The 22,961-nt window shown below is 72.4% G+C and carries 22 protein-coding genes and 1 pseudogene; 13 read left to right on the forward strand and 10 right to left on the reverse strand.

Annotation, left to right across the window (positions count from 1 at the left end):
* Window positions 1-262: 262 nt before the first annotated feature.
* Complete coding sequence (locus ACVCAH_RS23060) at window positions 263-1,546, forward strand: citrate synthase (RefSeq protein ID WP_447138269.1); 1,284 nt, start codon at window positions 263-265, stop codon at window positions 1,544-1,546.
* Between the two features lie 217 nt (window positions 1,547-1,763).
* Here the strand turns inward: ACVCAH_RS23060 and ACVCAH_RS23065 are convergent, their stop codons facing one another.
* Window positions 1,764-3,167 (reverse strand): glycosyltransferase family 4 protein, encoded by a 1,404-nt coding sequence (locus ACVCAH_RS23065; RefSeq protein WP_447138270.1) that lies wholly within the window; start codon window positions 3,165-3,167, stop codon window positions 1,764-1,766.
* A 334-nt stretch (window positions 3,168-3,501) separates the two neighbouring features.
* Here ACVCAH_RS23065 and glgX point away from each other — a divergent pair, with 334 nt between their 5' ends.
* Genes glgX through treZ form a run of 3 tightly spaced genes read left to right on the forward strand, consistent with a single transcriptional unit; the run spans window position 3,502 to window position 9,654 of the window.
* Window positions 3,502-5,619, forward strand: coding sequence for a glycogen debranching protein GlgX (glgX, locus tag ACVCAH_RS23070; protein ID WP_447138271.1), 2,118 nt, complete (start codon window positions 3,502-3,504; stop codon window positions 5,617-5,619).
* A gap of 1 nt (window position 5,620) precedes the next feature.
* Window positions 5,621-7,924, forward strand: a complete 2,304-nt coding sequence (gene treY / locus ACVCAH_RS23075) for a malto-oligosyltrehalose synthase (RefSeq protein ID WP_447138272.1) — start codon at window positions 5,621-5,623, stop codon at window positions 7,922-7,924.
* Window positions 7,921-9,654: a malto-oligosyltrehalose trehalohydrolase gene (treZ, locus tag ACVCAH_RS23080; protein WP_447138273.1), complete on the forward strand. Its 1,734-nt coding sequence runs from the start codon at window positions 7,921-7,923 to the stop codon at window positions 9,652-9,654. Before treY ends, treZ begins: the two co-directional genes overlap by 4 nt.
* A 318-nt stretch (window positions 9,655-9,972) precedes the next feature.
* Here treZ and ACVCAH_RS23085 read toward each other — a convergent pair whose 3' ends face one another.
* Entirely contained in the window at window positions 9,973-10,512 is a 540-nt protein-coding gene (locus ACVCAH_RS23085; protein ID WP_447138274.1) for a GNAT family N-acetyltransferase, read from the reverse strand.
* Between the two features lie 106 nt (window positions 10,513-10,618).
* Between ACVCAH_RS23085 and ACVCAH_RS23090 the strand changes: the two are divergent.
* Window positions 10,619-10,702, forward strand: a pseudogene (locus ACVCAH_RS23090) (hypothetical protein); the annotation flags it as partial.
* On the forward strand, window positions 10,680-10,826 hold the full coding sequence (locus tag ACVCAH_RS23095) for a DUF6210 family protein (RefSeq protein WP_447138275.1): 147 nt from the start codon (window positions 10,680-10,682) through the stop codon (window positions 10,824-10,826). The pseudogene ACVCAH_RS23090 and the gene ACVCAH_RS23095, both read left to right, overlap by 23 nt.
* 168 nt (window positions 10,827-10,994) lie before the next feature.
* On the opposite strand, the gene ACVCAH_RS23100 is transcribed toward ACVCAH_RS23095, so the two are convergent.
* The 4 genes from ACVCAH_RS23100 to ACVCAH_RS23115 all read right to left on the reverse strand — a co-directional run bounded on the left by ACVCAH_RS23100 (window position 10,995) and on the right by ACVCAH_RS23115 (window position 13,840).
* Window positions 10,995-11,972: an NAD(P)-dependent alcohol dehydrogenase gene (locus ACVCAH_RS23100; RefSeq protein ID WP_447138276.1), complete on the reverse strand. Its 978-nt coding sequence runs from the start codon at window positions 11,970-11,972 to the stop codon at window positions 10,995-10,997.
* Entirely contained in the window at window positions 11,969-12,196 is a 228-nt protein-coding gene (locus ACVCAH_RS23105; protein ID WP_447138277.1) for a helix-turn-helix transcriptional regulator, read from the reverse strand. Before ACVCAH_RS23105 ends, ACVCAH_RS23100 begins: the two co-directional genes overlap by 4 nt.
* Window positions 12,190-12,618 (reverse strand): hypothetical protein, encoded by a 429-nt coding sequence (locus ACVCAH_RS23110; RefSeq protein ID WP_447138278.1) that lies wholly within the window; start codon window positions 12,616-12,618, stop codon window positions 12,190-12,192. Before ACVCAH_RS23110 ends, ACVCAH_RS23105 begins: the two co-directional genes overlap by 7 nt.
* 214 nt (window positions 12,619-12,832) lie before the next feature.
* Complete coding sequence (locus ACVCAH_RS23115; RefSeq protein ID WP_447138279.1) at window positions 12,833-13,840, reverse strand: DMT family transporter; 1,008 nt, start codon at window positions 13,838-13,840, stop codon at window positions 12,833-12,835.
* Window positions 13,841-13,921: 81 nt separating this feature from the next.
* Between ACVCAH_RS23115 and ACVCAH_RS23120 the strand changes: the two genes are divergently transcribed.
* Window positions 13,922-14,824, forward strand: a complete 903-nt coding sequence (locus ACVCAH_RS23120) for a LysR family transcriptional regulator (RefSeq protein ID WP_447138280.1) — start codon at window positions 13,922-13,924, stop codon at window positions 14,822-14,824.
* A gap of 57 nt (window positions 14,825-14,881) precedes the next feature.
* On the opposite strand, the gene ACVCAH_RS23125 is transcribed toward ACVCAH_RS23120, so the two are convergent.
* Window positions 14,882-15,751 carry an alpha/beta fold hydrolase gene (locus ACVCAH_RS23125; RefSeq protein ID WP_447138281.1) on the reverse strand — a complete coding sequence of 290 codons (870 nt, stop codon included), beginning with the start codon at window positions 15,749-15,751 and terminating at the stop codon, window positions 14,882-14,884.
* Window positions 15,752-15,972: 221 nt separating this feature from the next.
* On the opposite strand from ACVCAH_RS23125, the gene ACVCAH_RS23130 reads away from it, so the two are divergent.
* Genes ACVCAH_RS23130 through ACVCAH_RS23140 form a run of 3 tightly spaced genes read left to right on the forward strand, consistent with a single transcriptional unit; the run spans window position 15,973 to window position 18,757 of the window.
* Window positions 15,973-16,926 carry an SRPBCC family protein gene (locus ACVCAH_RS23130; protein ID WP_447138282.1) on the forward strand — a complete coding sequence of 318 codons (954 nt, stop codon included), beginning with the start codon at window positions 15,973-15,975 and terminating at the stop codon, window positions 16,924-16,926.
* A 25-nt stretch (window positions 16,927-16,951) separates the two neighbouring features.
* Complete coding sequence (locus ACVCAH_RS23135) at window positions 16,952-18,124, forward strand: zinc-dependent alcohol dehydrogenase (RefSeq protein ID WP_447138283.1); 1,173 nt, start codon at window positions 16,952-16,954, stop codon at window positions 18,122-18,124.
* 60 nt (window positions 18,125-18,184) lie between these two features.
* Window positions 18,185-18,757: a GNAT family N-acetyltransferase gene (locus ACVCAH_RS23140; RefSeq protein WP_447138284.1), complete on the forward strand. Its 573-nt coding sequence runs from the start codon at window positions 18,185-18,187 to the stop codon at window positions 18,755-18,757.
* 7 nt (window positions 18,758-18,764) lie between these two features.
* On the opposite strand, the gene ACVCAH_RS23145 is transcribed toward ACVCAH_RS23140, so the two are convergent.
* Window positions 18,765-20,243 (reverse strand): glutamate--cysteine ligase, encoded by a 1,479-nt coding sequence (locus ACVCAH_RS23145; protein WP_447138285.1) that lies wholly within the window; start codon window positions 20,241-20,243, stop codon window positions 18,765-18,767.
* A 158-nt stretch (window positions 20,244-20,401) separates the two neighbouring features.
* On the opposite strand from ACVCAH_RS23145, the gene ACVCAH_RS23150 reads away from it, so the two are divergent.
* The 3 genes from ACVCAH_RS23150 to ACVCAH_RS23160 are packed head-to-tail and all read left to right on the forward strand — an operon-like array spanning window position 20,402 to window position 21,399.
* Window positions 20,402-20,737, forward strand: a complete 336-nt coding sequence (locus tag ACVCAH_RS23150; protein WP_447138286.1) for a hypothetical protein — start codon at window positions 20,402-20,404, stop codon at window positions 20,735-20,737.
* Window positions 20,731-21,015 carry a hypothetical protein gene (locus ACVCAH_RS23155; protein WP_447138287.1) on the forward strand — a complete coding sequence of 95 codons (285 nt, stop codon included), beginning with the start codon at window positions 20,731-20,733 and terminating at the stop codon, window positions 21,013-21,015. The genes ACVCAH_RS23150 and ACVCAH_RS23155 overlap by 7 nt, the downstream gene beginning before the upstream one ends.
* Before the next feature lie 27 nt (window positions 21,016-21,042).
* Window positions 21,043-21,399, forward strand: coding sequence for a DUF3817 domain-containing protein (locus tag ACVCAH_RS23160; protein WP_447138288.1), 357 nt, complete (start codon window positions 21,043-21,045; stop codon window positions 21,397-21,399).
* Window positions 21,400-21,459: 60 nt separating this feature from the next.
* Here the strand turns inward: ACVCAH_RS23160 and ACVCAH_RS23165 are convergent, their stop codons facing one another.
* Both ACVCAH_RS23165 and ACVCAH_RS23170 read right to left on the reverse strand, forming a co-directional pair.
* Window positions 21,460-22,320 (reverse strand): alpha/beta fold hydrolase, encoded by an 861-nt coding sequence (locus tag ACVCAH_RS23165; RefSeq protein ID WP_447138289.1) that lies wholly within the window; start codon window positions 22,318-22,320, stop codon window positions 21,460-21,462.
* A 51-nt stretch (window positions 22,321-22,371) separates the two neighbouring features.
* Window positions 22,372-22,920, reverse strand: coding sequence for a hypothetical protein (locus tag ACVCAH_RS23170; protein ID WP_447138341.1), 549 nt, complete (start codon window positions 22,918-22,920; stop codon window positions 22,372-22,374).
* Window positions 22,921-22,961 lie beyond the last annotated feature (41 nt).

Below are 22,961 nucleotides of genomic sequence, written 5' to 3' on the forward strand. Positions count from 1 at the left end.
CAATCGGCCGGTCCCGGAAGGCACATCCGGTCGCGCTCCCACAGGATGAGCAGGCTCGCTCCCGGTCGCGCTCCCACGGCACGTCCGCACCGGTGCGGCCCGGCTCCGGCGCCCGGTCGCACGGGTTTCCCCGCCGGCTGGTCGGGAATCGGGTGACGCAGGCCTCACCGCAGAACCACGGTGGGCGGTGTCCCGGCAACCGCGAATACGGTAGAAGCGAAGGCAATTCAACGTAGATCTTGCCGGCGAAGCGAGGAACCACATGACGGAAGTCAAGCTCGATCACCCCGGTGGGCAGCTGTCGATGCCGGTGCAGTCCGCGGTCGAGGGCCCCGCCGGTATCGGGGTGGGCAAGCTGCTGAAGGAAACCGGGTTGACGACGTACGACCCCGGTTTCGTCAACACCGCGGCCTGCTCGTCCGCGATCACCTACATCGACGGCGACGCGGGCATCCTGCGCTACCGGGGCTACCCGATCGAGCAGTTGGCCGCGAAGTCCTCCTTCCTGGAGGTCTCCTACCTGCTGATCTACGGTGAGCTGCCGACCGAGCAGCAGCTGACCGAGTTCAGCGAGCGGATCCGCCGGCACTCGCTGCTGCACGAGGAGATGCGCCGCTTCTTCGACGGCTTCCCCCGCGACGCCCACCCGATGGCCGTGCTCTCCTCGGCGGTCAGCGCGATCTCCACCTTCTACCAGGACAGCCTGGAACCGTTCGACTCCTCGCACGTGGAGATGTCCACCGTCCGGCTGATGGCGAAGGTGCCCACCATCGCCTCGTACGCCTACAAGAAGTCGATCGGCCAGCCGCTGCTGTACCCGGACAACTCGCTGGGCTACGTGGAGAACTTCCTGCGGATGACCTTCGGCGTGCCGGCGGAGCCGTACGAGGTCGACCCGGTGATGGCGCGGGTGCTGGACATGCTGTTCGTGCTGCACGCCGACCACGAGCAGAACTGCTCCACCTCGACCGTCCGGCTGGTCGGTTCCAGCAACGCCAATCTCTTCGCCTCGGTCTCGGCCGGCGTGAACGCCCTCTTCGGCCCGCTGCACGGCGGCGCCAACCAGGCCGTGCTGGAGATGCTCGAGAAGATCCAGGCCCAGGGCGACGACGTACGGTCCTTCGTCCGCAAGGTCAAGGACAAGCAGGACGGCGTCAAGCTGATGGGCTTCGGCCACCGGGTCTACAAGAACTACGACCCGCGTGCCGCGATCGTGAAGAAGGCCGCCCAGGACGTGCTCGGCCGGATGGCCAAGCCGGACCCGCTGCTGGACATCGCGATGGAGCTGGAGGAGATCGCTCTGGCGGACGACTTCTTCGTCTCCCGCAAGCTCTACCCGAACGTGGACTTCTACACCGGCCTGATCTACAAGGCCATGGGCTTCCCGACGAAGATGTTCACGGTGCTCTTCGCGCTGGGCCGGCTGCCCGGCTGGATCGCCCAGTGGCGCGAGATGATCAACGACCCGGAGACCAAGATCGGCCGTCCGCGGCAGGTCTACGTCGGCTCCCCCGAGCGGAACTACGTCCCGTTCGCCGACCGCTGACACCCACTCCGACACCCACCGGCCGCCGCCCCCACCAGGGGTCGGCGGCCGGTCCCGTTCCCGCCCGCCGACCCGCCCCCGCCGATCCGCCCGCCCGCCCCCTTCGCGCCCACGGCGGTGGTCATGAGGTTTGCGTCAGGAATCGCGCGGATTCTGACGCAAACTCCATGATCAACCGTGTGCGGGGACGGGTGGGGGAGCGGGGAGCGGGGCGGGGTTAGCGGAGGCCGGCGGCGGCGAGGAGGTTGCCGGTGGGGATCGGCGGGAGGGCGCGGCCGTGGGCCATGCGTTGCGCGGTGCGCTCGGTGGTGAACGCGGGCGCGGTGGCGATCGCCGCCGCGTAGGTCGCCCCGGTGCGCTGCGCGATCGCCGCCCAGCCGTACTGCTCGTGCACCACGGCCCGGGCCCGGCGGGCCAGCGCCCGGGCCCGCTCCCGGTCGGAGAGCAGGGCGTGCACCGCGTCGGTGAGCCCGTCCGGGTCGTGCGGGCGGAACGTCATCCCGGTCACGCCGGGCTCGACGATCTCGGCCAGCCCGCCGGTCGCGGCGACCGCCAGCGGCGCACCGGCGGCGGCGCCCTCCAGCGCGACCATGCCGAACGGCTCGTAGATGCTCGGCACCGCGAAGCAGTCCGACGCCGCCATCACCGCGGGTAGCTCGGCGCCGCCGAGGAAGCCGGGCATGCTCACCGCGGACCCGAGGCCGAGCCGGTGCACGTCGGCCTCCAGTTTGCCGCGGTACGGGCCGTCCCCGGCGATCACCACCCGCAGCTCCGGGTGCCGTTCCCGCAGCCGGGGCAGCCCGGCGATCAGGTGCTGCACGCCCTTCTCGTAGACCAGCCGACCGGCGAAGGTGACCAGCGGCCCGTCCCCGGCGAACCGGGCCCGGGCGGCGGCGACCGCGGCGGCCGGCGCCCGCCAGCGCTGCGGCTCGACGCCGTTGGGCACCACGTCGACCCGGCCGGCGGGGACGCCGAACAGCCCGGTCACCTCGTCCCGCATGTAGCCAGAGCAGACGATCACCCGGCCCGACTCGGAGCTGAGCCACTGCTCCACGCCGTGGATGGTGCGGTTCATCTCCTCGGGCAGCCAGCCCTGGTGCCGGCCCGCCTCGGTGGCGTGGATGGTGCTGACCAGCGGGATGTCCAGGTGCTCGCGCAGGGTCATCGCGGTGTGGGCGACGAGCCAGTCGTGGGCGTGGATGAGGTCGTAGTCGTCGGTTTCGGTGGCACGGAGGGCGGCGCGGGTGAGGGTGTGGTTGAAGGCCATGGTCCAGGCCAGGAGGGAGTTGGTGGCGAGGGGGAAGGTGACGGGGTCTTCGGCGGCGCGGATGATGCGGACGCCGTCGGCGTATTCCTCCAGGGGTGCGCCGTCGGCGTGTCGGGTGACGACGGTGACCTGGTGGCCGGCGGCGGCCAGGGCGACGGAGAGGGCGTGGACGTGGCGGCCGAGACCGCCGACGAGCACCGGCGGGTACTCCCAGGACAGCATCAGGATGCGCCGGGCCGGCGGGGCGACACCGCCGGCGGCGGGCTGCGGGATCGCCGGGCGGGACGTGAGGGTGGGCCGGCAGGTCCGGTCCGGGGCGGTGGCGAGCGGCTCGCCGACCCGCAGCGTCGTCACATCAATCTCCGTCCATGCAGGGTGGGACGCGCCGGCGCCGGTGCCGGCGGAGCGGAAGGAAGGGTGGCCGAGGGCCGAGGCGGTGACGCGTGGGCGCGTCCCGCGAACAAGCAAAAGGCATCGGCACCGATCCCGCATCTCGAAAAGGGCCAAGGTGACGGACGCCACCCGAAGGGTTCAACGCGGATCAGTCGGGCGGATTACGGTCATCGGCCGAACGGGTGGATTGGCCGTGGAGCGGGCGGGGCAATACCCGGCGTGCACACCGCCGGCTCCGCCGCGTGGTGTGCTCATGGTGCGGGGTGCGCTCATGATCTTGTGCCGAAGGAGCGACATGCAGGTCTGGCCGGGCGAGCGTTATCCGCTGGGCGCCACCTACGACGGGATGGGCACCAACTTCGCGATCTTCTCGGAGGTGGCCGAGCGGATCGAGCTCTGCCTCTTCGACGAGTGGGACACCGGCGCGGAGCGGCGGATCGAACTGCGCGAGGTGGACGCCTACGTCTGGCACGCCTACCTCCCGGGAGTCGAGCCCGGGCAGCGGTACGGCTACCGGGCGCACGGGCCGTACGACCCGGCGAACGGGCTGCGCTGCAACCCGCACAAGCTGCTGCTCGACCCGTACGCCAAGGCGATCGACGGCGACGTCCGGTGGGACCCGGCGCTCTACGACTACGAGCACGGCGACCCGGAGCGGATGAACAGCACCGACTCGGCGCCGTTCATGCCGAAGTCGGTGGTGGTCAACCCGTACTTCGACTGGGGCAACGACAAGCCGCCGCGCACCCCGTACCACCACTCGGTGATCTACGAGGCGCACGTGCGCGGCCTGACCATGCGCCACCCCGACATCCCCGACGAGCTGCGCGGCACGTACGCCGGCATCGCCTCCCCGCCGATGATCGAGCACCTGACGACGCTCGGGGTGACCGCCATCGAGCTGATGCCGGTGCACCAGTTCGTGCACGACCACCGGCTGGCCGACCTGGGCCTGCGCAACTACTGGGGCTACAACACCATCGGCTTCTTCGCCCCGCACCACGGCTACTCCGCGCTCGGCCGGCTCGGCCAGCAGGTGCAGGAGTTCCGCGGCATGGTCCGGGCGCTGCACGCCGCCGGCATCGAGGTGATCCTCGACGTGGTCTACAACCACACCGCCGAGGGCAACCACCTCGGCCCGACGCTGAGCTTCAAGGGCGTCGACAACGCCAGCTACTACCGGCTCAGCGAGGACGACCGGCGCCACTACGTCGACTACACCGGCACCGGCAACAGCCTCAACGTGCGCAGCCCGCACTCGCTCCAGCTGATCATGGATTCGCTGCGCTACTGGGTGACCGAGATGCACGTCGACGGCTTCCGCTTCGACCTCGCCGCCACCCTGGCCCGCGAGTTCTACGAGGTGGACCGCCTCTCCACCTTCTTCGAGGTGGTGCAGCAGGACCCGGTGGTCAGCCAGGTCAAGTTGATCGCCGAGCCGTGGGACGTCGGCCCGGGCGGCTACCAGGTGGGCAACTTCCCGCCGGTGTGGACCGAGTGGAACGGCAAGTACCGGGACACCGTGCGGGACTTCTGGCGCGGCGAGCCGGCCACCCTGGCCGAGTTCGCCTCCCGCATCTCCGGCTCCGCCGACCTCTACCAGGACGACGGGCGCCGCCCGTTCCACAGCATCAACTTCGTCACCTGCCACGACGGGTTCACCCTGGCCGACCTGGTGTCGTACAACGACAAGCACAACGAGGCGAACGGCGAGGAGAACCGGGACGGCGAGAGCCACAACCGGTCCTGGAACTGCGGCGTGGAGGGGCCGACCGACGACCCGGCGGTGCTCGCCCTGCGGGCCAGGCAGCGGCGCAATTTCCTGGCCACCCTGATCCTCTCCCAGGGCGTGCCGATGATCGGCCACGGCGACGAGCTGGGCCGCACCCAGCACGGCAACAACAACGCGTACTGCCAGGACAGCGAGCTGGCCTGGGTGGACTGGGACAACGCCGACGCAGACCTGCTGGAGTTCACCCGCAAGCTGGTCGCCTTCCGCCGCCGGCACCAGGTGTTCCGCCGTCGCCGGTTCTTCACCGGCCTGCCGGTCGGCGGCCGGGCCGCCGAGTCACCCCTGCCGGACCTGGCCTGGTACACCCCGGACGGCCGGGAGATGACCGGCGAGGACTGGGGCAACGACTTCGGCCGCTCGGTGGCCCTCTTCGTCAACGGCGAGGGCATCCGCGAACGCGGCCAGTACGGCCAGCGGCACGTGGACAACTCCTTCCTGCTCTGCTTCAACGCCCACGACGCGCCGTTGGACTTCACCCTGCCGCCGGCCGAGTTCGGGCAGCGGTGGGAGCAGCTGATCAGCACCGCCGAACCGGAACCGGAGAAACCGACCGTGGTCGAGGCCGGCGGCGCGCTGACCGTCCCCGACCGCTGCATGGTGGTGCTGGAGAGGACGGCGTGACATGTCCGCGACCCCTCGCGCGACCTACCGGGTGCAGGTCCGCCCCGGCTTCGACCTGGACGCCACCGCCGGTCTCGCCGGCTACCTCGCCGACCTCGGCGTCACCGATCTCTACAGCGCGCCGCTGCTGACCGCCACCCCCGGCTCCGCGCACGGCTACGACGTGGTCGACCACCGGGCGGCCAACCCGGAGCTCGGCGGCGAGGCTGCCCGGCAGCGACTGCTGCGCGCCCTGCGGGCGGTCGGCCTCGGCCTGGTCGTGGACATCGTCCCCAACCACGCCGGGGTGGCCGTGCCGGCGGCCAACCCCGCCTGGTGGGACGTGCTGCGCCGGGGCCGCGAGTCGGCGTACGCCCGCTGGTTCGACATCGACTGGGACCGCGGCCGGCTGCTGCTGCCGGTGCTGGCCGAAGCGCCGAACGCGCTGGACGACCTCAAGCTGGCCGACGGCGAGCTGCGCTACCACGAGCACCGCTTTCCGATCGCCGACGGCACCGGCGACGGCACCCCGCGGCAGGTGCACGACCGGCAGCACTACGAGCTGGTCTCCTGGCGCCGCGGCGACGCCGAGCTGACCTACCGCCGGTTCTTCGCCGTCTCCGACCTGGCCGGCCTACGGGTGGAGGACCCGGAGGTGTTCGCCGCCACCCACGCCGAGATCCTGCGCTGGGTGGCCGCCGGCGAGGCCGACGGCATCCGGGTCGACCACCCGGACGGGCTGCGCGACCCGGCCGGCTACCTGGCCCGGCTGCGGGCGGCCGCGCCGGGGGTCTGGCTGCTGGTGGAGAAGATCCTGGAGTACGGCGAGGAGCTGCCGGACTGGCCGGTGGACGGCACCACCGGCTACGACGCCGTCGCCGCCGTCTGCGGGCTCTTCGTCGACCCCGACGCCGAGGCCGATTTCACCGCCCTCGACACCCGGCTGGTCGGCCGGCCGACCTCCTGGCAGAACCTGACCCACGACACCAAGCTCGCCGCGGCCACCCGGCTGCTGACCGCCGAGCTGACCCGGCTGGCCGCCCTGGTCCCCGACGTGGCGCCGGCCGCGGCCCGGGCGGCGCTGGCCGAACTCGCCGCCGCCTTCCCGGTCTACCGGGGCTACCCGCCCGAGGGCGCCCGGCACCTGGCCACCGCCCGCGCCGAGGCCGGCCGGCGCCGCCCCGACCTCACCGGCGCCCTGGACGCGGTCACCCGCCGGCTGCGCGACCCCGACGACGAACTGGCCCGACGCTTCCCCCAGTACACCGGGGCGGTGATGGCCAAGGGCGTGGAGGACACCGCGTTCTACCGATGGAGCCGGTTTGTGGCGCTCAACGAGGTCGGCGGCAGCCCCGCCCACTTCGGCGTGCCGCCCGCCGAGTTCCACCGCTTCGCGACCGCCCGACAGGTCCGCTGGCCGGCGGGCATGACCACGCTCTCCACCCACGACACCAAGCGGTCGGAGGACGTGCGGGCTCGGCTGGCCGTCCTGTCGGAGCTGCCGGAGCGGTGGGCGTCGCTGGTGAGCGACTGGATGGAACGCGCGCCGCTGCCCGACCCGGCCTTCGCGCACCTGCTGTGGCAGACCGCCGTCGGCGCCTGGTCGATCGAGCGCGAGCGGCTGCACGCGTACGCCGAGAAGGCGGCCCGGGAGGCCGCCGCGTCGACCAGCTGGACCGACCCGGACCCGGCGTTCGAGCGGGCGATGCACGCCATGGTCGACGCGATGTACGACGACCCGGAGTTGCACGCCGAGCTGACCGCGTTCGCGTCCGAGATCACTCCGGCCGGCTGGTCCAACTCGCTCGGGCAGAAGCTGGTGCAGCTGGCCATGCCCGGGATGCCGGACACCTACCAGGGCACCGAGCTGTGGGACAACTCGCTGGTCGACCCGGACAACCGCCGGCCGGTCGACTTCGCCGTACGCCGGCAGCTGCTGGACCGGCTCGACGGCGGCTGGCGGCCCCCGGTCGACGCCGGCGGGGCGGCCAAGCTGCTGGTGGTCTCCCGCACCCTGCGGCTGCGCCGGGACCGCCCGGAGCTGTTCACCGGCTACCGGCCGGTGCCCGCGCACGGCCCGGCCGGTCGGCACGCGGTCGCCTTCGACCGGGGCGGCGCGATCGCGGTGGCGACCCGGCTGCCGCTCGCGCTGGCCCGCGCCGGCGGCTGGCGGCAGACCACGCTGTCGATTTCCGTTCATCGTGTTACGGACATGTTCACCGGTCGGGTCTACAGTGGGTCTGACCTGCTCCTTCATGATCTGTTGAGCACCTATCCCGTCGCGCTGCTGGCTCCCACCCCCGAGTCCGTGGAGGCTGCGTCATGACCGAATTCGCGGTGTGGGCGCCGGACGCCGCCCGGGTCCGGCTGCGCCTGACCGGCGGCGCCGACCGCGCGATGCGTGCCGGGCCGGACGGCTGGTGGCGGGTCGAGGTGCCCGGCGCCGGCCCCGGCACCGACTACGCCTTCCTCCTCGACGACGACGACCAGCCGCTGCCCGATCCGCGTTCCGCGTGGCAGCCGCACGGGGTGCACGGGCCGAGCCGGCTCTACGACCACGCCGCGTTCGACTGGACCGACACGTCGTGGACCGGCCGGCAACTGCCCGGCAGCATCCTCTACGAGCTGCACGTCGGCACCTTCACCCCGGAGGGCACCTTCGACGCGGCGATCGGCCGCCTCGACCACCTGGTCGAACTCGGCGTCGACATGGTCGAACTGCTCCCGGTGAACGCCTTCAACGGCGAGCACAACTGGGGCTACGACGGGGTCTGCTGGTATGCCCCGCACCAGCCCTACGGCGGGCCGGACGGCCTGAAACGGCTGGTCGACGCGGCCCACGCCAAGGGCCTGGGGGTGATCCTCGACGTCGTCTACAACCATTTCGGGCCCTCCGGGGCCTACGCGCCGCGGTTCGGCCCCTACCTGGCCGAGCAGACCAACCCCTGGGGGCGCGCGGTCAATCTGGACGGTCCGCACTCCGACGAGGTGCGCCGCTACATCGTCGACAGCGTGCTGATGTGGCTGCGCGACTACCACGTCGACGGGCTGCGCTTGGACGCCGTGCACGCGCTGGTCGATTCCCGGGCCACCCCGCTGCTGGAGCAGTTGGCGGTCGAGGTGGAGTCGCTCTCCACCCACCTCGGCCGGCCGCTGTCGCTGATCGCCGAGTCCGACCTGAACGACCCCCGGCTGATCATCCCGCGCGAGGCGGGTGGCTACGGCCTGCACGCCCAGTGGAACGACGACGCGCACCACGCCCTGCACACCCTGCTCACCGGCGAGCGGCAGGGCTACTACGGCGACTTCGGCTCCCTCGAATGCCTGGGCGAGGTGCTGACCGGCGCCTTCTTCCACGCCGGCACCTGGTCCAGCTTCCGCAACCGCAGCCATGGCCGGCCCGTCGACCGGCAGCGCACGCCGGGGCACCGGTTCGTGGCGTACCTGCAGAACCACGACCAGATCGGCAACCGGGCGGCGGGGGACCGGATCTCGGCGTCGCTGTCACCTTCGCTGCTTCGGGTGGGGGCGACGTTGCTGATGACGGCGCCGTTCACGCCGATGCTGTTCATGGGGGAGGAGTGGGCGGCATCGACGCCGTGGCAGTTCTTCACCAGCCACCCCGAGCCGGAGCTGGCGACCGCGGTGGCGACCGGCCGGCGCCGGGAGTTCGCCGCGCACGGGTGGCCGCCGGGGGAGGTGCCGGATCCGCAGGACCCGCAGACCGTCGTCCGGTCCCGGCTGGACTGGGCCGAGCTGGACAAGCCCGAACACCGCGAGATGTACGACTTCTACCGGCGGCTGATCGCGCTGCGCAAGAGCCGGACCGACCTGACCGATCCGCGGCTGGACCGGGTGCAGGTCCGCCACGGCGACCACTTCCTGGTGATGCGGCGGGGGGAGACGCTGGTGGTTGCGAACCTCGCCGGTAGGCCGCAGGGGATCACGCTGCCGGGGGTGGCGCGGCGGGTGCTGCTGGCCACGGCGGACGGCGTCACGGTGATGCGGGACCGGATCGAACTGCCGGCGGAGACGGCGGCGATCGTGGCGCTATGAGTTGCCGTCATCGAGCGTCGAGCCGTGGGCGGACCACTTCCGAGTGAGCGATCGGCTGAAATGTCGGGATGAAATCGGCTCCTGGCGGCCGGTGACCTGCGCGGGGCGGCCCGCGCGCTGGTCGAGGCCGACGCCGTCGCGCCGGCCGAGGTCCGGTGCTGGCCTCAGGTGCGTACGGGTGATCGCCGAGGTCGCCCGGGGCCACCCGGCCCCGGCCGGCGCGGCCCGCCTGGCCGCCTGGTCGGCCTCACCCGCTGACCCGCCCTCTCCGGGTCGATCATGGAGTCGCGGTGCCAGGTAAGCTGGCGGACCGCCCGGCTACGGCTTCCAGTCGCGCCGGAGCAGGCCGTAGAGCACAAAGTCGCCGAAGCCGTTGCCGTCGTACTCGCGCTCCCGCTGGGTGCCCTCGTGCGTGAAGCCGCAGGCCTCCGCGGTCCGCCGCATGGCCACGTTGCTGGCCAGCGTCTCCAGTTCCAGCCGGCGCAGGTTGCGGTTGCGGAAGCCGTACCGGCAGAGCAGCCGGATCACCTCGGTCCCGTACCCCTGGCCGCGCGCCTCGGGGACCAGCGTGATGCCGAGGTGGGCGTACCGGTTGAACGCGTTGATCCCCCACAGCACGCCGCTGCCCAGGAACGTGCCGTCGGCCACGGTCTCGGCCAGCAGCGACACCGTGCTCTGGCCATCGGGCGGCTCGTTGACCTGCTTTTCCAGCCAGGCCCGGAGCTGGCCGACGTGGCGCGGCAGGAACGGCTCCCCGTCGGTGATCAAGTGCAGCTCGGGATCGCTCTTCAGGCGGAACAGGTTCGGCGCGTCGTCGGGCGTGGGTGGGCGCAGTCGGACCCGTTCGGTGGCGAACACGGAACGACGCTAACAGCCGGCACGGTCGTCATCGACCGGGTTATCTTTCTACCAGCAGCAGTACGGCGGCACGGCGTGCCGGCAGGGCCAGGTCGAAGGGTTTCTTGTCCCGGTGGCCGGCACCGATGCGCTGGACGCGCTCCGTCACCTGTTCGAGGTGGACTTCCGTGGCGCGGGTACCTGGAACTAGCCACAGCGAGGAGGTGCATCCGCTGCGGCTGGACGAGAGCCGGATGCGCGAGGTCGACGAGGCCTGGGTACCCGTGATCACCCCTGACGGGTCCGGCGTCCTGGTGTGGTTCAACTCGGACTGATCAGGCGGGGACGCATCCCGGCCGGCGGGAGGGATTCGCTGGTGAGCGATATGACTGTCAGGAATATTCATGCCTGGCAGTCATATCGCCTGCGAGGAGATATCTGGTTCCGGGCGGCCGGCATCCGGCGGCCAGATGGCCCTGCACACGCCAGGTAGGGCCAGCAGGTCAGATGGTGACGACGATCTTTCCGGCGGGGTGCCCGTCCCGGAGGTGCCGGATCGCGTCCGCCGCCTCGGCCAGGGGGTAGGTGCGGTCCACCGCCGGGGTGAGCGCGGCAGACTCGATGAGAGTCCCCAGCTCGTCCAGATCGTCGGCTCGCTCCATGGCGCTGACGCTGCGCAGCCGTTGGCCGACGAACAGGGACAGCAGCGGCGCGCGGACCATCTGCCGGTCGTAGCCGCTGAGCACCGGGCCCTTGGTGTACGCGCCGCCGACCAGCGCCAGCGTCCCGCGCGGGGTGAGGGCGCGGCGCAGGAGAGAGAACGGCCGGTCACCGCCGGTGTCGATGACCACGTCGTAGACCGGGCCGTCGCGGTCGACCTCCTCGCTGGTGTAGTCGAGGACGTCGTCGGCGCCGAGGGAGCGGACGAAATCGGCCCTGGCCGGGGCGCAGACGGCGGTGACCGTCGCCCCGTACGCCTTGGCGATCTGCACGGCGTGGGACCCGACCCCGCCGGACGCGCCGATGACCAGCACCCGGTGCCCGGCGCGGGCCTCGCCGCTGTCGCGTACCGCCCGCAGCGCCGTCATCCCGGAGACCGGCACCGCGGCGGCCTGCGCGAACGACAGGTTGGCCGGCTTGCGGGCCAGCCGCCGCTCGGGCGTGCTCGCGAACTCGGCGTACGAGCCGCGCAGGCAGGTGCCATACACCTCGTCGCCCGGCCGGAACCGGGTCACCCGGGCGCCCACCGCGGCCACCACCCCGGCCAGGTCCCGGCCGCGCACCGGCATCCGGGGCCGGCGCAACCCGCTCGCCAGCCGCGCCAGGTAGGGGCGGCCGGTCATGAAGATCCACACTCCGGGGTCGACGCCGGCCGCGCGGACCTGGACCAGGACGTCTTTGTCGCCGATGGCGGGCTGGTCGATGTCACGGAGCTGGAGTACGTCCGCCGGGCCGTAGGTGTCGTGGACGATGGCCTTCACGGTGTCGCCTCCTCGGGGTACTGGAACACGTCGTCGAGCCGCGCGCCGAACACGTGGGCGATCCGGAACGCCATCTCCAGCGAGGGCGAGTAGCGGCCCTGCTCGATGGCGATGACGGTCTGCCGGGTCACGCCGATCCGCTCGGCGAGCTCGGCCTGGGTCATCTCGTCGTGCGCGAAGCGCAGCGCACGGATGTTGTTCGTGACGCGGGTCGGCTTCACCACTGCGGGACACCCCTGCGGTAGACGATCACCTTCGCCAGGGAGCCGACCACCGCCGACAGGACGAAGCACAGGTAGATGACGTTGGCGATCCAGAACCAGTCCCACTCGGCCAACGCCATGAGCATCGCCGACACCGCGCCGATGATGACGAACGCCTGGCCGACGTGGTCGCCGAGCCGCCCGATCTCCCGGTCGCGCACGTCCTTGACCCGGGACGCCCGCGGGTTCACCACGCCCATCCCGATCTCGGCCACGATGCTCGCGACGATGGCGCCGCCGATCGTCCACAGCAGAACGCCGGCGTAGGGGGTGGCGGACAACGGCCCGCCGTCGACCCGGCTCAGGACGACGATGGCATACACGGCGTATCCGACCGCGCTGACGACCAGCCTGATCCAGGCGCGTTTCTCCTCGTGCGTCATGACCGCCTCCCGATGTAAATAATTCTTGACACAGCCAGAGTAAGGCGTTCTTGACACCATGTCTAGAAACTTTTACATCGGGTGGGCGGCGGGTGGCGGATCACGCACCTTGCGGCCCCGCCGGCCCGGTGGGTCGCGGTGGTGCCTCAGCGGTGCAGGTCGACCGCGGGCCGGCGGGGGTCGCTGTAGGGGGAGTGCCGCCTTGGGATGGGCGTCAGCGGCGGGTCGCGAGCACCACGCCGGCCAGGCAGAGCGCGCCGCCGAGCAGGGCGAGCGGCGCCGGTACCTCGCCCAGCAGCGTCCACGACAGCAGCACGGTCACCGGCGGCGCCAGGTAGGTCGCGGCGGTGGTGCGACCGGCGGTCCAGCGGGACAGCACGTAACCCCAGGTGAGGAAGCCGACCGCGGTCGGGAACACGCCCAGGTAGAGCATGCTCAGGGTGGCCGACGGCGGGGCAGTGGCGAGCTCCGCGAGGAGCGCGGGCGCGAACGGCAGCAGGGCCGCCGTCCCGGCCAGCGCGCCGAGCCAGGTCATCGTCACGGCGTCCACCCGCGCCAGCAGGCGTTTCTGGAGCAGTACGCCGAAGGCGTACAGCACGGCGGAGAGCACCGCCAGCGCGACGCCGACCTTGTCGGCCTGCCCGGTGAAGCCACCGGCCGCGATCAGAGCGACCCCCGCGAAGGCGATCGCCACCCCGACGCCGAGCCGGCCGGTGAGCCGCTCGCCCAGGACGGCGACCGCGGCCACCGCGACGAGGATGGGCGCGGTCGCCACCAGCAGCGCCGCCGTGCCGGCGTCGACCAGCCGCTCGGCCGCGTTGAGCGCCACGTTGTACCCGCCGAACCAGGCCACGCCCCACAGCGCGATCAGCCCCAGGGTTCCGCCCCGGGGAAGGGCGGCCCAGCGGCCCGGCCCCGACGCGACGTGCGGCGCTCGCCTGCGTCGGACGCCGGCGGTGAGTGCCACGAACGCGCTCAGCGCGGCGGACGCCGCCGCCATGCGGCCCAGCGCCATGGCGCCGGGGGAGTAGTCGTGTCCGGCGAAGCGGATGCCGACGAACGCCGACGCCCACAGGAACACCGTGGTCCCGGCCGCGGCGACGATCGGCCAGGACCCGAGCGGTGGGTACGCCGGCGCGCGGGTGAGTGCGTCCCCGACCGCCGGGGGCTGGGCGTCGGAGCTGCTCGGGGCGGCGAGGCTGGCGCTGTGCGCACGGGTCATATGGTGATTCTGATTCGGCTGACTGTGCAGCACCAGTGAATCTCTCTTCACAACGATTTAGTCGTGCTTTAGGGTTGTCCCGTGCTCGACGTCCACCGTCTCCGTGTCTTCCGTTCCGTCGTGGCGTCCGGGTCCGTCCAGGCGGCCGCCGCCAACCTCGGCTACACCCCCTCCGCCATCAGTCAGCACCTCACCGCACTCCAGCGGGAGACGGGCCTCACGCTCCTCGCCCGGGCCGGGCGGGGCCTGCGGCCCACGGCAGCCGGGCACGCCCTGGCCGCCGAGGCCGAGCGGGTGCTCGCCCGGCTCGGCGCGGCCGAGTCGTTGATCGCCGACCTGCGGGCCGGCCGCACCGGCGCACTGTCCATCGCGTACTTCGCGTCGGTCGGGGCGGCGTGGATGCCGTTCGTGGTGCGGCGCATCCTCACCGAACTCCCCGGTGTCCGGCTCGACCTGCAACTGCGCGAACAGATCCCGGACAGCCGGGAGGAACGCGCCGACGTCCAGGTGGTCGTGGCCCGCCCCGGCGTCGACCCCGGTTCCGGCTTCACCGCCCAGCACCTCCGCGACGACCCCTACGTGGCCGTGCTGCCCGCCGGGCACCGTCTCGCCGGGCAGGAGGAGGTGGACCTGGCCGACCTGGCCGACGAGGGCTGGGTCGACAACGACTTCGCCCGCGGCTGGTGCCGCGACAACCTCATCGAGGCCTGCACCGCCGCCGGGTTCAGCCCGGCCTTCCGGGTCGAGGCGCACGACTACCCGACGGCACTCGCCTTCGTCGCGGCCGGTATCGGCCTGACGGTGCTCCCCGCGCTCGGCGCGGCCCACCTGCCCCACGGCGTGACCTGCGTCCGGCTCGTCCGCCCGACACCGATCCGGTCGATCCACGCGGTGGTGCACGACGCGGTCGAGCACGCGCCGGCGGTGCGGACGGCGGTCGCCGCGCTCCGGGAGGCTGCGACGCTGGTAGGCCCAGCCCGGTGATCCGGCGGCCGCCGGCTGCTCTCGTCGCGCCAACGGCAGGGCCGTTCAGCGGCGATGCTATCCCTCCACCCGCGTGACGAAGGCGTCCATCAAGGCGGCGCACTCGGCCGGATGGGTCTCCAGCAGGAAGTGTGGTCCGTCGAGGATGTGCGCCTCCATCCGCGGGAGTGCCTTCAGCCAGGAGAGGGTCTCGGCGAGGTCGAAGAAGATGTCGTGCCGTCCCCACAGCATCAGGGCGGGGGGCTGCCAGCGATCGAGGTAGTCGGCGATCTCCCCGAAGCGCGCCACGTGGTGGCGATAGTCGAGCACCAGCGCACGGTTCGTCTCCAGCCGGCCGGGGAGCGACATGATCCGCCAGTCCTCCTCCCACAGCCGGGGATCGATGCGCTCTGCGAGGTCCCCGGGTATGCCGCCCACGTACTGGTCGCGCACCCCCTCGAAGGTCAGGTGCGCGGTCGCCTCGGCCTCCCGCTCCGGTGTGGGGTCGTCCCAGTAGGCCCGGGTGGCCGACCACTGCGGTCCGATCCCGCTCTCGTGGGCGTTGGCGTTCTGGACGATGAGGCTGCGGATCCGGTGCGGAGCGCGGGTGGCGAGCTGGAGCCCCACCGCGGCTCCGTAGTCGTGCAGGTAGAGGTGGAAGGACCGGGCGTCGAGTCGCGCGAGCAGTCCGTCGATCACATCCGCGAACCGAGCGAACGAGGGCCGGTCGATCGGCTCGGAAGTACCGAACCCCGGAAGGTCGGGAGCGATCACGAAGCAGGTCCGCGCGAGGGTGTCGATCACGTTCCGGAACGACGTCGAGGAGGCCGGAAACCCGTGGATCAGGAGCAGCGCCGGTCTCTGCCGATCGCCCGCCAAGCGGACCGCGATCTCGGCACCGTCGATCTCGAACCCGACCGGTTCCGGTTCACTCAAGGCCGCGTTCACTCGGTAAGGCTGCCACACCACGTCGCCGGAATGGGGGTGTCCACCCCGCCCGGACACCCCCAGATCGCCGATGCGGAGTCGATCAGCCCGGACGGACGCCACCACCTCGCCGGAATCGGGTTCAAGGACCGTTTCCGGGGCATAGCGTCACGGTGGCGGATTCACCGCCGGGCCACCCGCGGACCGACCGGGTGGCCCTGTGCTGATCGAGGAGGCCGACCGTGGACAGGTCCGACGAGGTGCTACTGCCCGAGCTGGACGGGCCGGAGCGGAAAGCCCTGCTGCCCCGGGCGCTGGGTTGGCTCAGCCTCGCGCTCGGTGCGGGCGCGCTCGCCGCGCCGGGCCCTCTCGCGCGGCTGACCGGAGTGGACGACTCGCCCGCGGCCCGCGCGGTGATCCCGGGCGTCGGCACCCGGGAGCTGGGGCACGCGGTGGGCCTGATCAGAGGCCGCCGGCCGGCCGGCTGGGCGTGGACCCGGGTGGCCGGCGACGTTATGGATCTGACCCTGCTCGGCCGGGCCTGGGCCGACCGCTGCGGGGATCGGCGCCGACGGGTGGCCCTGACCACCGCCGTGGTCGCCGGCGTCACCGCCGTCGACCTGGTCACCGCCGTGCGGGCCGCCCGCGCCCGCCGGGCCCGGCAGCGGCTGATCCGGATGGAGCTGGCGGTCACCGTCAACCGCACGCCGGCCGAGGCGTACCGGTTCTGGCGCGACGTGGAGAACCTGCCCCGGTTCATGTCCCACCTGGAGTCGGTGCGCGCCGTGGACCTGCGCCGCTCGCACTGGATCGCCCGCGGGCCCGCCAGCCGGATGGTCGAGTGGGACGCGGAGATCATCGACGACCAGCCGAACCGGTCGCTGGCCTGGCGGTCGCTGCCCGGCGCGCGGGTGCCCAACGCCGGCTGGGTCCGGTTCGTGCCCGCCCCGGGCGACCGGGGCACCGAGGTGCGGGTCCAGCTGCGCTACGCCCCGCCGGCCGGCGCGCTCGGCCGGGCGGTGGCCAAGCTCTTCGGCGAGGAGCCGGAGCAGCAGGTGCGCGACGACCTGCGCCGGTTCAAGCAGGTGCTGGAGACCGGCGAGGTGGTGCGCTCCGAGGGCAGCCCGGACGGCATCTCGGTGCGCCAGCAGGTCATGCAACGCCCCGCCCAGCCGCTGCCGGCCGCCGGCCGATGACGGATCGACCCGGAGAGGAGAGCCGATGAAGGCCACCACGTGGACGGGCACGGACAGCGTCAAGGTCGTCGACGTGCCGGACCCGACGATCATGAACGCCCGGGACGCGATCGTGCGGATCACCACGACCGCCATCTGCGGCTCCGACCTGCACCTCTACCACGGCTACATCCCGGCGATGCGCAAGGGCGACATCCTCGGCCACGAGTTCATGGGCGAGGTGGTCGAGGTCGGCCCGCAGGTGCGCAACCTCCGGCCCGGCGACCGGGTGGTGGTGCCGTTCCCGATCTCCTGCGGGCACTGCAACTCCTGCCAGCGAGGGCTCTACTCCGTCTGCGAGAACTCCAACCCCAACGCCGGTATCGCCGAGAAGATCCTGGGTCACTCGCCGGGCGGCATCTTCGGCTACTCGCACCTGCTCGGCGGCTACGCCGGCGGCCAGGCCGAGTACGCGCGGGTGCCGTTCGCCGACGTCGGGCCGATCAAGGTGCCCGACGAGGTCCCCGACGACCAGGCGGTGATGCTCGCCGACGTGTTCCCGACCGCCTACATGGGCGCCGAGATGTGCGACATCAAGCCGGGCGACGTGATCGCCATCTGGGGCGCCGGCCCGGTCGGGCTGCTCGCCGCCGCCAGCGCCCGGCTGCTCGGCGCCGAGCGGGTGATCGTCATCGACCGGTACCCGTACCGGCTGGGGCTGGCCCGCGAGCACACCGGCGCCGAGACGCTCAACTACGAAGAGGTCGACGTCCTGGAAACGCTCAACGAGCTGACCGCCGGCCGGGGCCCGGACGCGTGCATCGACGCGGTCGGCCTGGAGGGGCACCACGGCAACACCGCGATCTACGCGTACGACCGGGCCAAGCAGGCGGTACGGCTGGAGACCGAGCGGCCGTTCGCGCTGCGCGAGGCGATCCTGTCCTGCCGCAGCGGCGGCGTGGTCTCGGTGATCGGCGCGTACGGCGGCGTGGTCGACAAGTTCCCGATCGGCGCGTTCATGAACCGGTCGCTGATCATGCGGACCGGGCAGTGCCACGTCCAGCGCTACACCCGCCCGCTGCTGGAGCGCATCCAGCGCGGTGAGATCGACCCGAGCTTCATCGTCAGCCACCGGATGCCCCTCAAGGACGCCCCGAAGGGCTACAAGATCTTCCAGAAGAAGCAGGACGACTGCACCAAGGTGCTGCTCAAGGTCTGACCCGGGCGGCGGGTCCACCCGGGCCGGCGCGCGGGCCGGTGGGCGGCTAGCGTGTCGCGGATGGAGGAATCGCTCGCCGGCATCGTGCACGAGACCGACGGCCTCACCGTCCGGCTGCGCCCGGTGGCCGAGCCCGATCTGGCGATGTTCCGGCGGTTCGCCACCGAGCCGGGCCTGGTCGGGCTGGACTGGAGCGGGTACCGGGACGCGGCCGGGCCGGCGCGCCGCTTCGCCGCCGACGGCTACCTCGGCGAGCAGGACGGTCGCCTCGTCGTGGAGGTCGACCCGGAGCGGTCCGTCGGCTTCGTCAGCTACCGGGCCGGGCGTTACGGCGGGCTGGCCGGATTCTGGGAGATCGGCATCGTGCTGGTGCCGGAGTGGCGCGGGCGGGGCATCGGCTGGCGGGCGCAGGCCCTGCTCTGCGACTACCTCTTCGCGCACACCCCGGCGCAGCGGATCCAGGCCGGCACCCACCCGGAGAACGTCGCCGAGCAGCGGTCGCTGGAGAAGGCCGGCTTCCAGTTCGAGGGCGTGGTCCGGGCCTGCGAGTTCCGCGCCGGCCGGTGGCGCGACGGGTACCTCTACAGCAGACTCCGCGACGACCCCTCCCCGTGGGCGCGGCCGGCGGGATGAGCCCCGGTCAGGGTATGGGCCACTCGTGCACGGGGCGGTTGCTGTGCATCAGGTCGACGTAGTGCCGGACCACCTCGCGCAGCGCCGCCGGCCGGTCCAGGTGGTCGGCGGACTCCAGCCGGTGCAGCGTCTCCACCTGCCAGCTGGCCCCGTTGCGCCCGGTCAGGCAGCGCTGCTCGATGATGCCGAGCAGCCGGTCGCGCTCCTCCGGGTCCAGTCCCCACCGGTCCAGCCCGTGGTGGGCCAGCGGCAGCAGCCGGCGCAGCACCAGTTCGGTCACCGGCAGGTAACCCAGGCCGGGCCAGTACACCTGCGCGTCGATGCCGTGCCGGGCGCAGCTGGTGAAGTTCTCCTCGGCGGCGCTGAACGACATCTGTGACCACAGCGGCCGGTCGGCCTCGGCCAGCGCCCGGACCAGGCCGAAGTAGAAGGCGCCGTTGGCGATGGTGTCGAGCACGGTCGGCCCGGCGGGCAGCACCCGGTTCTCCACCCGCAGGTGCGGGCGGCCCCGCAGCACGTCGTAGACCGGCCGGTTCCACCGGTAGATGGTGCCGTTGTGCAGCCGCAGCTCGGCCAGCTTGGGCACCCCGCCCGCGGCGAGCGTCTCGGCCGGGTCCTCCGGCTCGCAGACCGGCAGCAGCGCCGGGAAGTAGCGCACGTTCTCCTCGAACAGGTCGAACACCGTGGTGATCCAGCGTTCGCCGAACCACACCCGGGGCCGTACGCCCTGGGCCTTGATCTCCTCGGAGCGGGTGTCCGTCGCCTGCTGGAACAGCGGGATCCGGGTCTCCCGCCACAGTTCCCGGCCGAAGAACAGCGGCGAGTTGGCGCCGAGGGCCACCTGGATGCCGGCGATGGCCTGCGCGGCGTTCCAGTAGTCGGCGAACTGGGCCGGGCTGACCTGGAGGTGGAACTGGGTGCTGGTGCAGGCCGCCTCCGGGGTGATGGTGTCGGCGGTGACCGCCAGCCGCTCCACCCCGTTGATCGAGATGCGCAGGTCCTCGCCCCGGGCCGCGAAGATCTGCTCGTTGAGCAGCCGGTAGCGGGGGTTGGCGGAGAGCGTCTCCGCGGTCAGGTGCTCGGGGCGCAGCGTGGGCAGGATGCCGATCATCACCATGTGCGCGCCGACGGTGCGGGCCTTCTCCTCCGCCGCGTTCAGGCTGGCCCGGACGTGCCGCTCGAACTCGGCGGTGCCGGTGCCGGTCAGTCGGCGGGGCTCGACGTTGATCTCCACGTTGAACTGGCCCAGCTCGGTCTGGAAGCTCGGGTCCGACACGGCGGCCAGCACGTCGGCGTTGCGCATGGTGGGCATCGAGTCGTCGTCGACCAGGTTCAGCTCGATCTCCAGGCCGGTCATCGGCCGGTCGACGTCGAAGCGGGACTCGCGCAGCATCTCCGCGAAGACGTCCAGGCAGCGGCGGACCTTCTCCCGGTAGCGGGCCCGATCCTCGCGGCTGAAGTGCCGTACGCCGACGTCCTCGCCCATGGTCACCACCCTGTCACCGCTGGTCCAACCAAACTCGCACGGAGGTGACGAGCCGGGGAAGACCCCGCAGGCTCCTTTCCCGTGCCGCAAGGGTGTTAATCCGGCACGAGGGCTCCCGTCGTTCATCGAGATTGATTAATGTGACGGCATCCGCGACGGTGAGGGAGGCCACGGCGCGACGGAGGACGAGGACCGCGACGGCCACGCTCGGCACGACCGCACTGGTGCTGGCGCTCGGCGCGCCGGCCGCGCGGGCGGATCCGGTGGTGCCCCGGCACGCGATCGTGATCTGCCAGACCGCCAGCTTCTACGACAACTACGACTCGGCCAGCGGGCCGCACAATCTGAAGCGGACGCTGCCCTACGGCAACAAGATCGGCCACACCCCGGGCGCCCACCCGGTCTACAACGGCTGGGCCGCCACCTTCGACTTCGGCCCCAACGACTGGGGCTACCTGCGCATCGAGTGCATCGGAGGGTACGACTCATGGTGACCGCCCGCCGCGCCGGCGTGCTGGCGGCGGCCGTCGCCGCCGCGCTGCTCACCGCGCCAACCGCCGCCGGGGCCGCCGACGGCCGGATCGGGGTACGCGAGACCGTCTGCGCCCAGTCGCTGTTCGTCCGTACCCAGCCCAACGGCGCCTGGATGGGCACCCTCTACCAGGGCCAGACCTTCCTGGTCGAGGGGCCGCGCTCGGGCGGGTACGTCTACGGCTTCGCCTACGGGCACATCAACCGCCGGGGCTGGGTGCAGGACGGCTGGTTCTGCTGACCGGCACGGCGGGTAGGATGGCTCGCCGTGACCGTTGACCCCACCCTGCGTACCCGGCTGACCCGGCTGTACGTGGCCGCGGCGATCGCCGAAGCGTGTTCCTGGGCGGGCCTGCTGGCCGGCATGGCGGTCAAGTACGGCCCGCCCGGCAACGAGATCGGCGTGCAGATCTTCGGGCCGATCCATGGCGGGCTGTTCATCGCCTACCTGGCCCTGGTCGCCGTCGTCTCCCGCCTGCACCGCTGGAGCTGGCCGGCCACCCTGGTCGCGCTGGCCTGCGCCGTGCCGCCGTTCGCCACGCTCGTCTTCGAGCGCTGGGCGCACCGCCGGGGGATGCTGCGCACGGCCGCCGAGCCGACCCGCACCCCGACCCCGGTCGGCTGAGCCGGCCGGTCCGCCGCCCTGGCCCTGCGCCCCCGGACCGGCCCCGCACCGATTAAGCGGTCAGTCCGCGAGGAAGTCGGCGAGCACGGCGGCGAGCTGCTCCGGCGCCTCCTCGGCCAGGTGGTGCCCCGACTCGACCGCCGCCGCCCGCACGTCGTCGGCCCAGTCCCGCCAGATCGCGGCCGGGTCACCGTAGAGCTCGACCATGTCGTCCCGGGTCGACCAGACGAAGAGCACCGGGCAGCGGATCTTCCGCCCGGCCGCCCGGTCGGCGTCGTCCGCGGCCCGGTCCGGGCCCAGCCCGGCCCGGTAGTCCTCGCACATCGCGTGCACCGTGGCCGGGTCGTGGATCGCCCGCCGGTAGTCGGCGTACGCCTCCTCGCCCATCTGCGCCGGAGAGCCGCCGTACCAGGCGTCCGGATCGGCGTTGATCACCCGCTCGGCCGGCTTGTCCAGCTGGCCGAGGAAGAACCAGTGCCACCACCGGGCGGCGAACCGGGCGTCGGCGCGGGCCAGGGCCGCGCCGATGGGCACCCCGTCGAGCACGGCGAGGCGGCGCACCCGGTCCGGGTGGTCCAGCGCGGCCCGCATCGCCACGTACGCCCCGCGGTCGTGGCCGACCACCGCGGCCCGCCGGTGGCCGAGCACGTCGAGCAGCGCCATGATGTCGGCGGCCATCGCCCGCTTCGAGTACGGGGTGTGGTCGGGTGTGCTCGGCGGCTTGCCCGAGCCGCCGTAGCCGCGCAGGTCCGGGCAGATCACGGTGTGCGTGCCGGCCAGCAGCGGCGCCACCCGGTGCCAGGTGGCGTGGGTGCGCGGGTGGCCGTGCAGGAGCACCACCGGCGGCCCGGAGCCGCCGTGGCGCACCCGCAGCCGCACCGGCCCGACGTCGATCTCCTCGAGGGCGAATCCGGGGAACATGGCGCCTGCCGTGCCCGGGCGCCGCCGGGCCGAAACGTCGCTGCCGCGACCTCAGCCCAGCGCGGACCACGCCACCAGCGCGGCGACCAGCAGCGCGCCGAGCGCCGCCTGGAGCAGCAGCGGCGGGCCGAGGTGCGACCAGAGCGTCGCGGTACGCGGGGTGAGTAACTGCCCGGTGGTGAGGTTGACGATCCGCTCCACCTTCGGTGGCAGGTCGGGGTCGCGCTGGCGGCGCAGGGTCAGCTGCACGTGGTCGGCCGGGTGCAGCGCGCTCTGCGGCAGGTGCCCGTGCAGCTCCACCTCGCAGAGCTGACCGGCCGCGTCGCGGATCCGCACCGGCGTGACCAGGTACTCCGGGCCCTTGCGCAGCTCCTTGAACCGCCGCCGCGCGCCGCCTGCGCCGACCGAGAGCAGCGCGCGGACCAGCGCCACCAGCAGGCCGGCCACCCCGGCCGCGGCCAGCACGGCGACCAGCACCGGCTGGCCGACCTTCAGCTCCCGGGGGTACCCGTCCAGCAGGCGGACGACTCGCCCGGTGACGATCCGGTCCGTCGGGTGGACGATCCGCCGGATATGCAGGTCGCTGTCCATGCCCACCACCCAGAGTCCGGTTCCGTTCACTCATCGTATCGGCGCGTGGG

Source organism: Micromonospora sp. LZ34 (assembly GCF_052981855.1).

What these genes read in the sequence shown, in the direction of transcription:
- ACVCAH_RS23060 (WP_447138269.1), top strand. Translation starts at nt 263, where the DNA reads ATGACGGAAGTCAAGCTCGATCACCCCGGTGGGCAGCTGTCGATGCCG.
- glgX (WP_447138271.1), top strand. Translation starts at nt 3,502, where the DNA reads ATGCAGGTCTGGCCGGGCGAGCGTTATCCGCTGGGCGCCACCTACGAC.
- treY (WP_447138272.1), top strand. Translation starts at nt 5,621, where the DNA reads ATGTCCGCGACCCCTCGCGCGACCTACCGGGTGCAGGTCCGCCCCGGC.
- treZ (WP_447138273.1), top strand. Translation starts at nt 7,921, where the DNA reads ATGACCGAATTCGCGGTGTGGGCGCCGGACGCCGCCCGGGTCCGGCTG.
- ACVCAH_RS23110 (WP_447138278.1), bottom strand. Translation starts at nt 12,618, where the DNA reads ATGACGCACGAGGAGAAACGCGCCTGGATCAGGCTGGTCGTCAGCGCG.
- ACVCAH_RS23115 (WP_447138279.1), bottom strand. Translation starts at nt 13,840, where the DNA reads ATGACCCGTGCGCACAGCGCCAGCCTCGCCGCCCCGAGCAGCTCCGAC.
- ACVCAH_RS23135 (WP_447138283.1), top strand. Translation starts at nt 16,952, where the DNA reads ATGAAGGCCACCACGTGGACGGGCACGGACAGCGTCAAGGTCGTCGAC.
- ACVCAH_RS23140 (WP_447138284.1), top strand. Translation starts at nt 18,185, where the DNA reads ATGGAGGAATCGCTCGCCGGCATCGTGCACGAGACCGACGGCCTCACC.
- ACVCAH_RS23145 (WP_447138285.1), bottom strand. Translation starts at nt 20,243, where the DNA reads ATGGGCGAGGACGTCGGCGTACGGCACTTCAGCCGCGAGGATCGGGCC.
- ACVCAH_RS23155 (WP_447138287.1), top strand. Translation starts at nt 20,731, where the DNA reads ATGGTGACCGCCCGCCGCGCCGGCGTGCTGGCGGCGGCCGTCGCCGCC.
- ACVCAH_RS23165 (WP_447138289.1), bottom strand. Translation starts at nt 22,320, where the DNA reads ATGTTCCCCGGATTCGCCCTCGAGGAGATCGACGTCGGGCCGGTGCGG.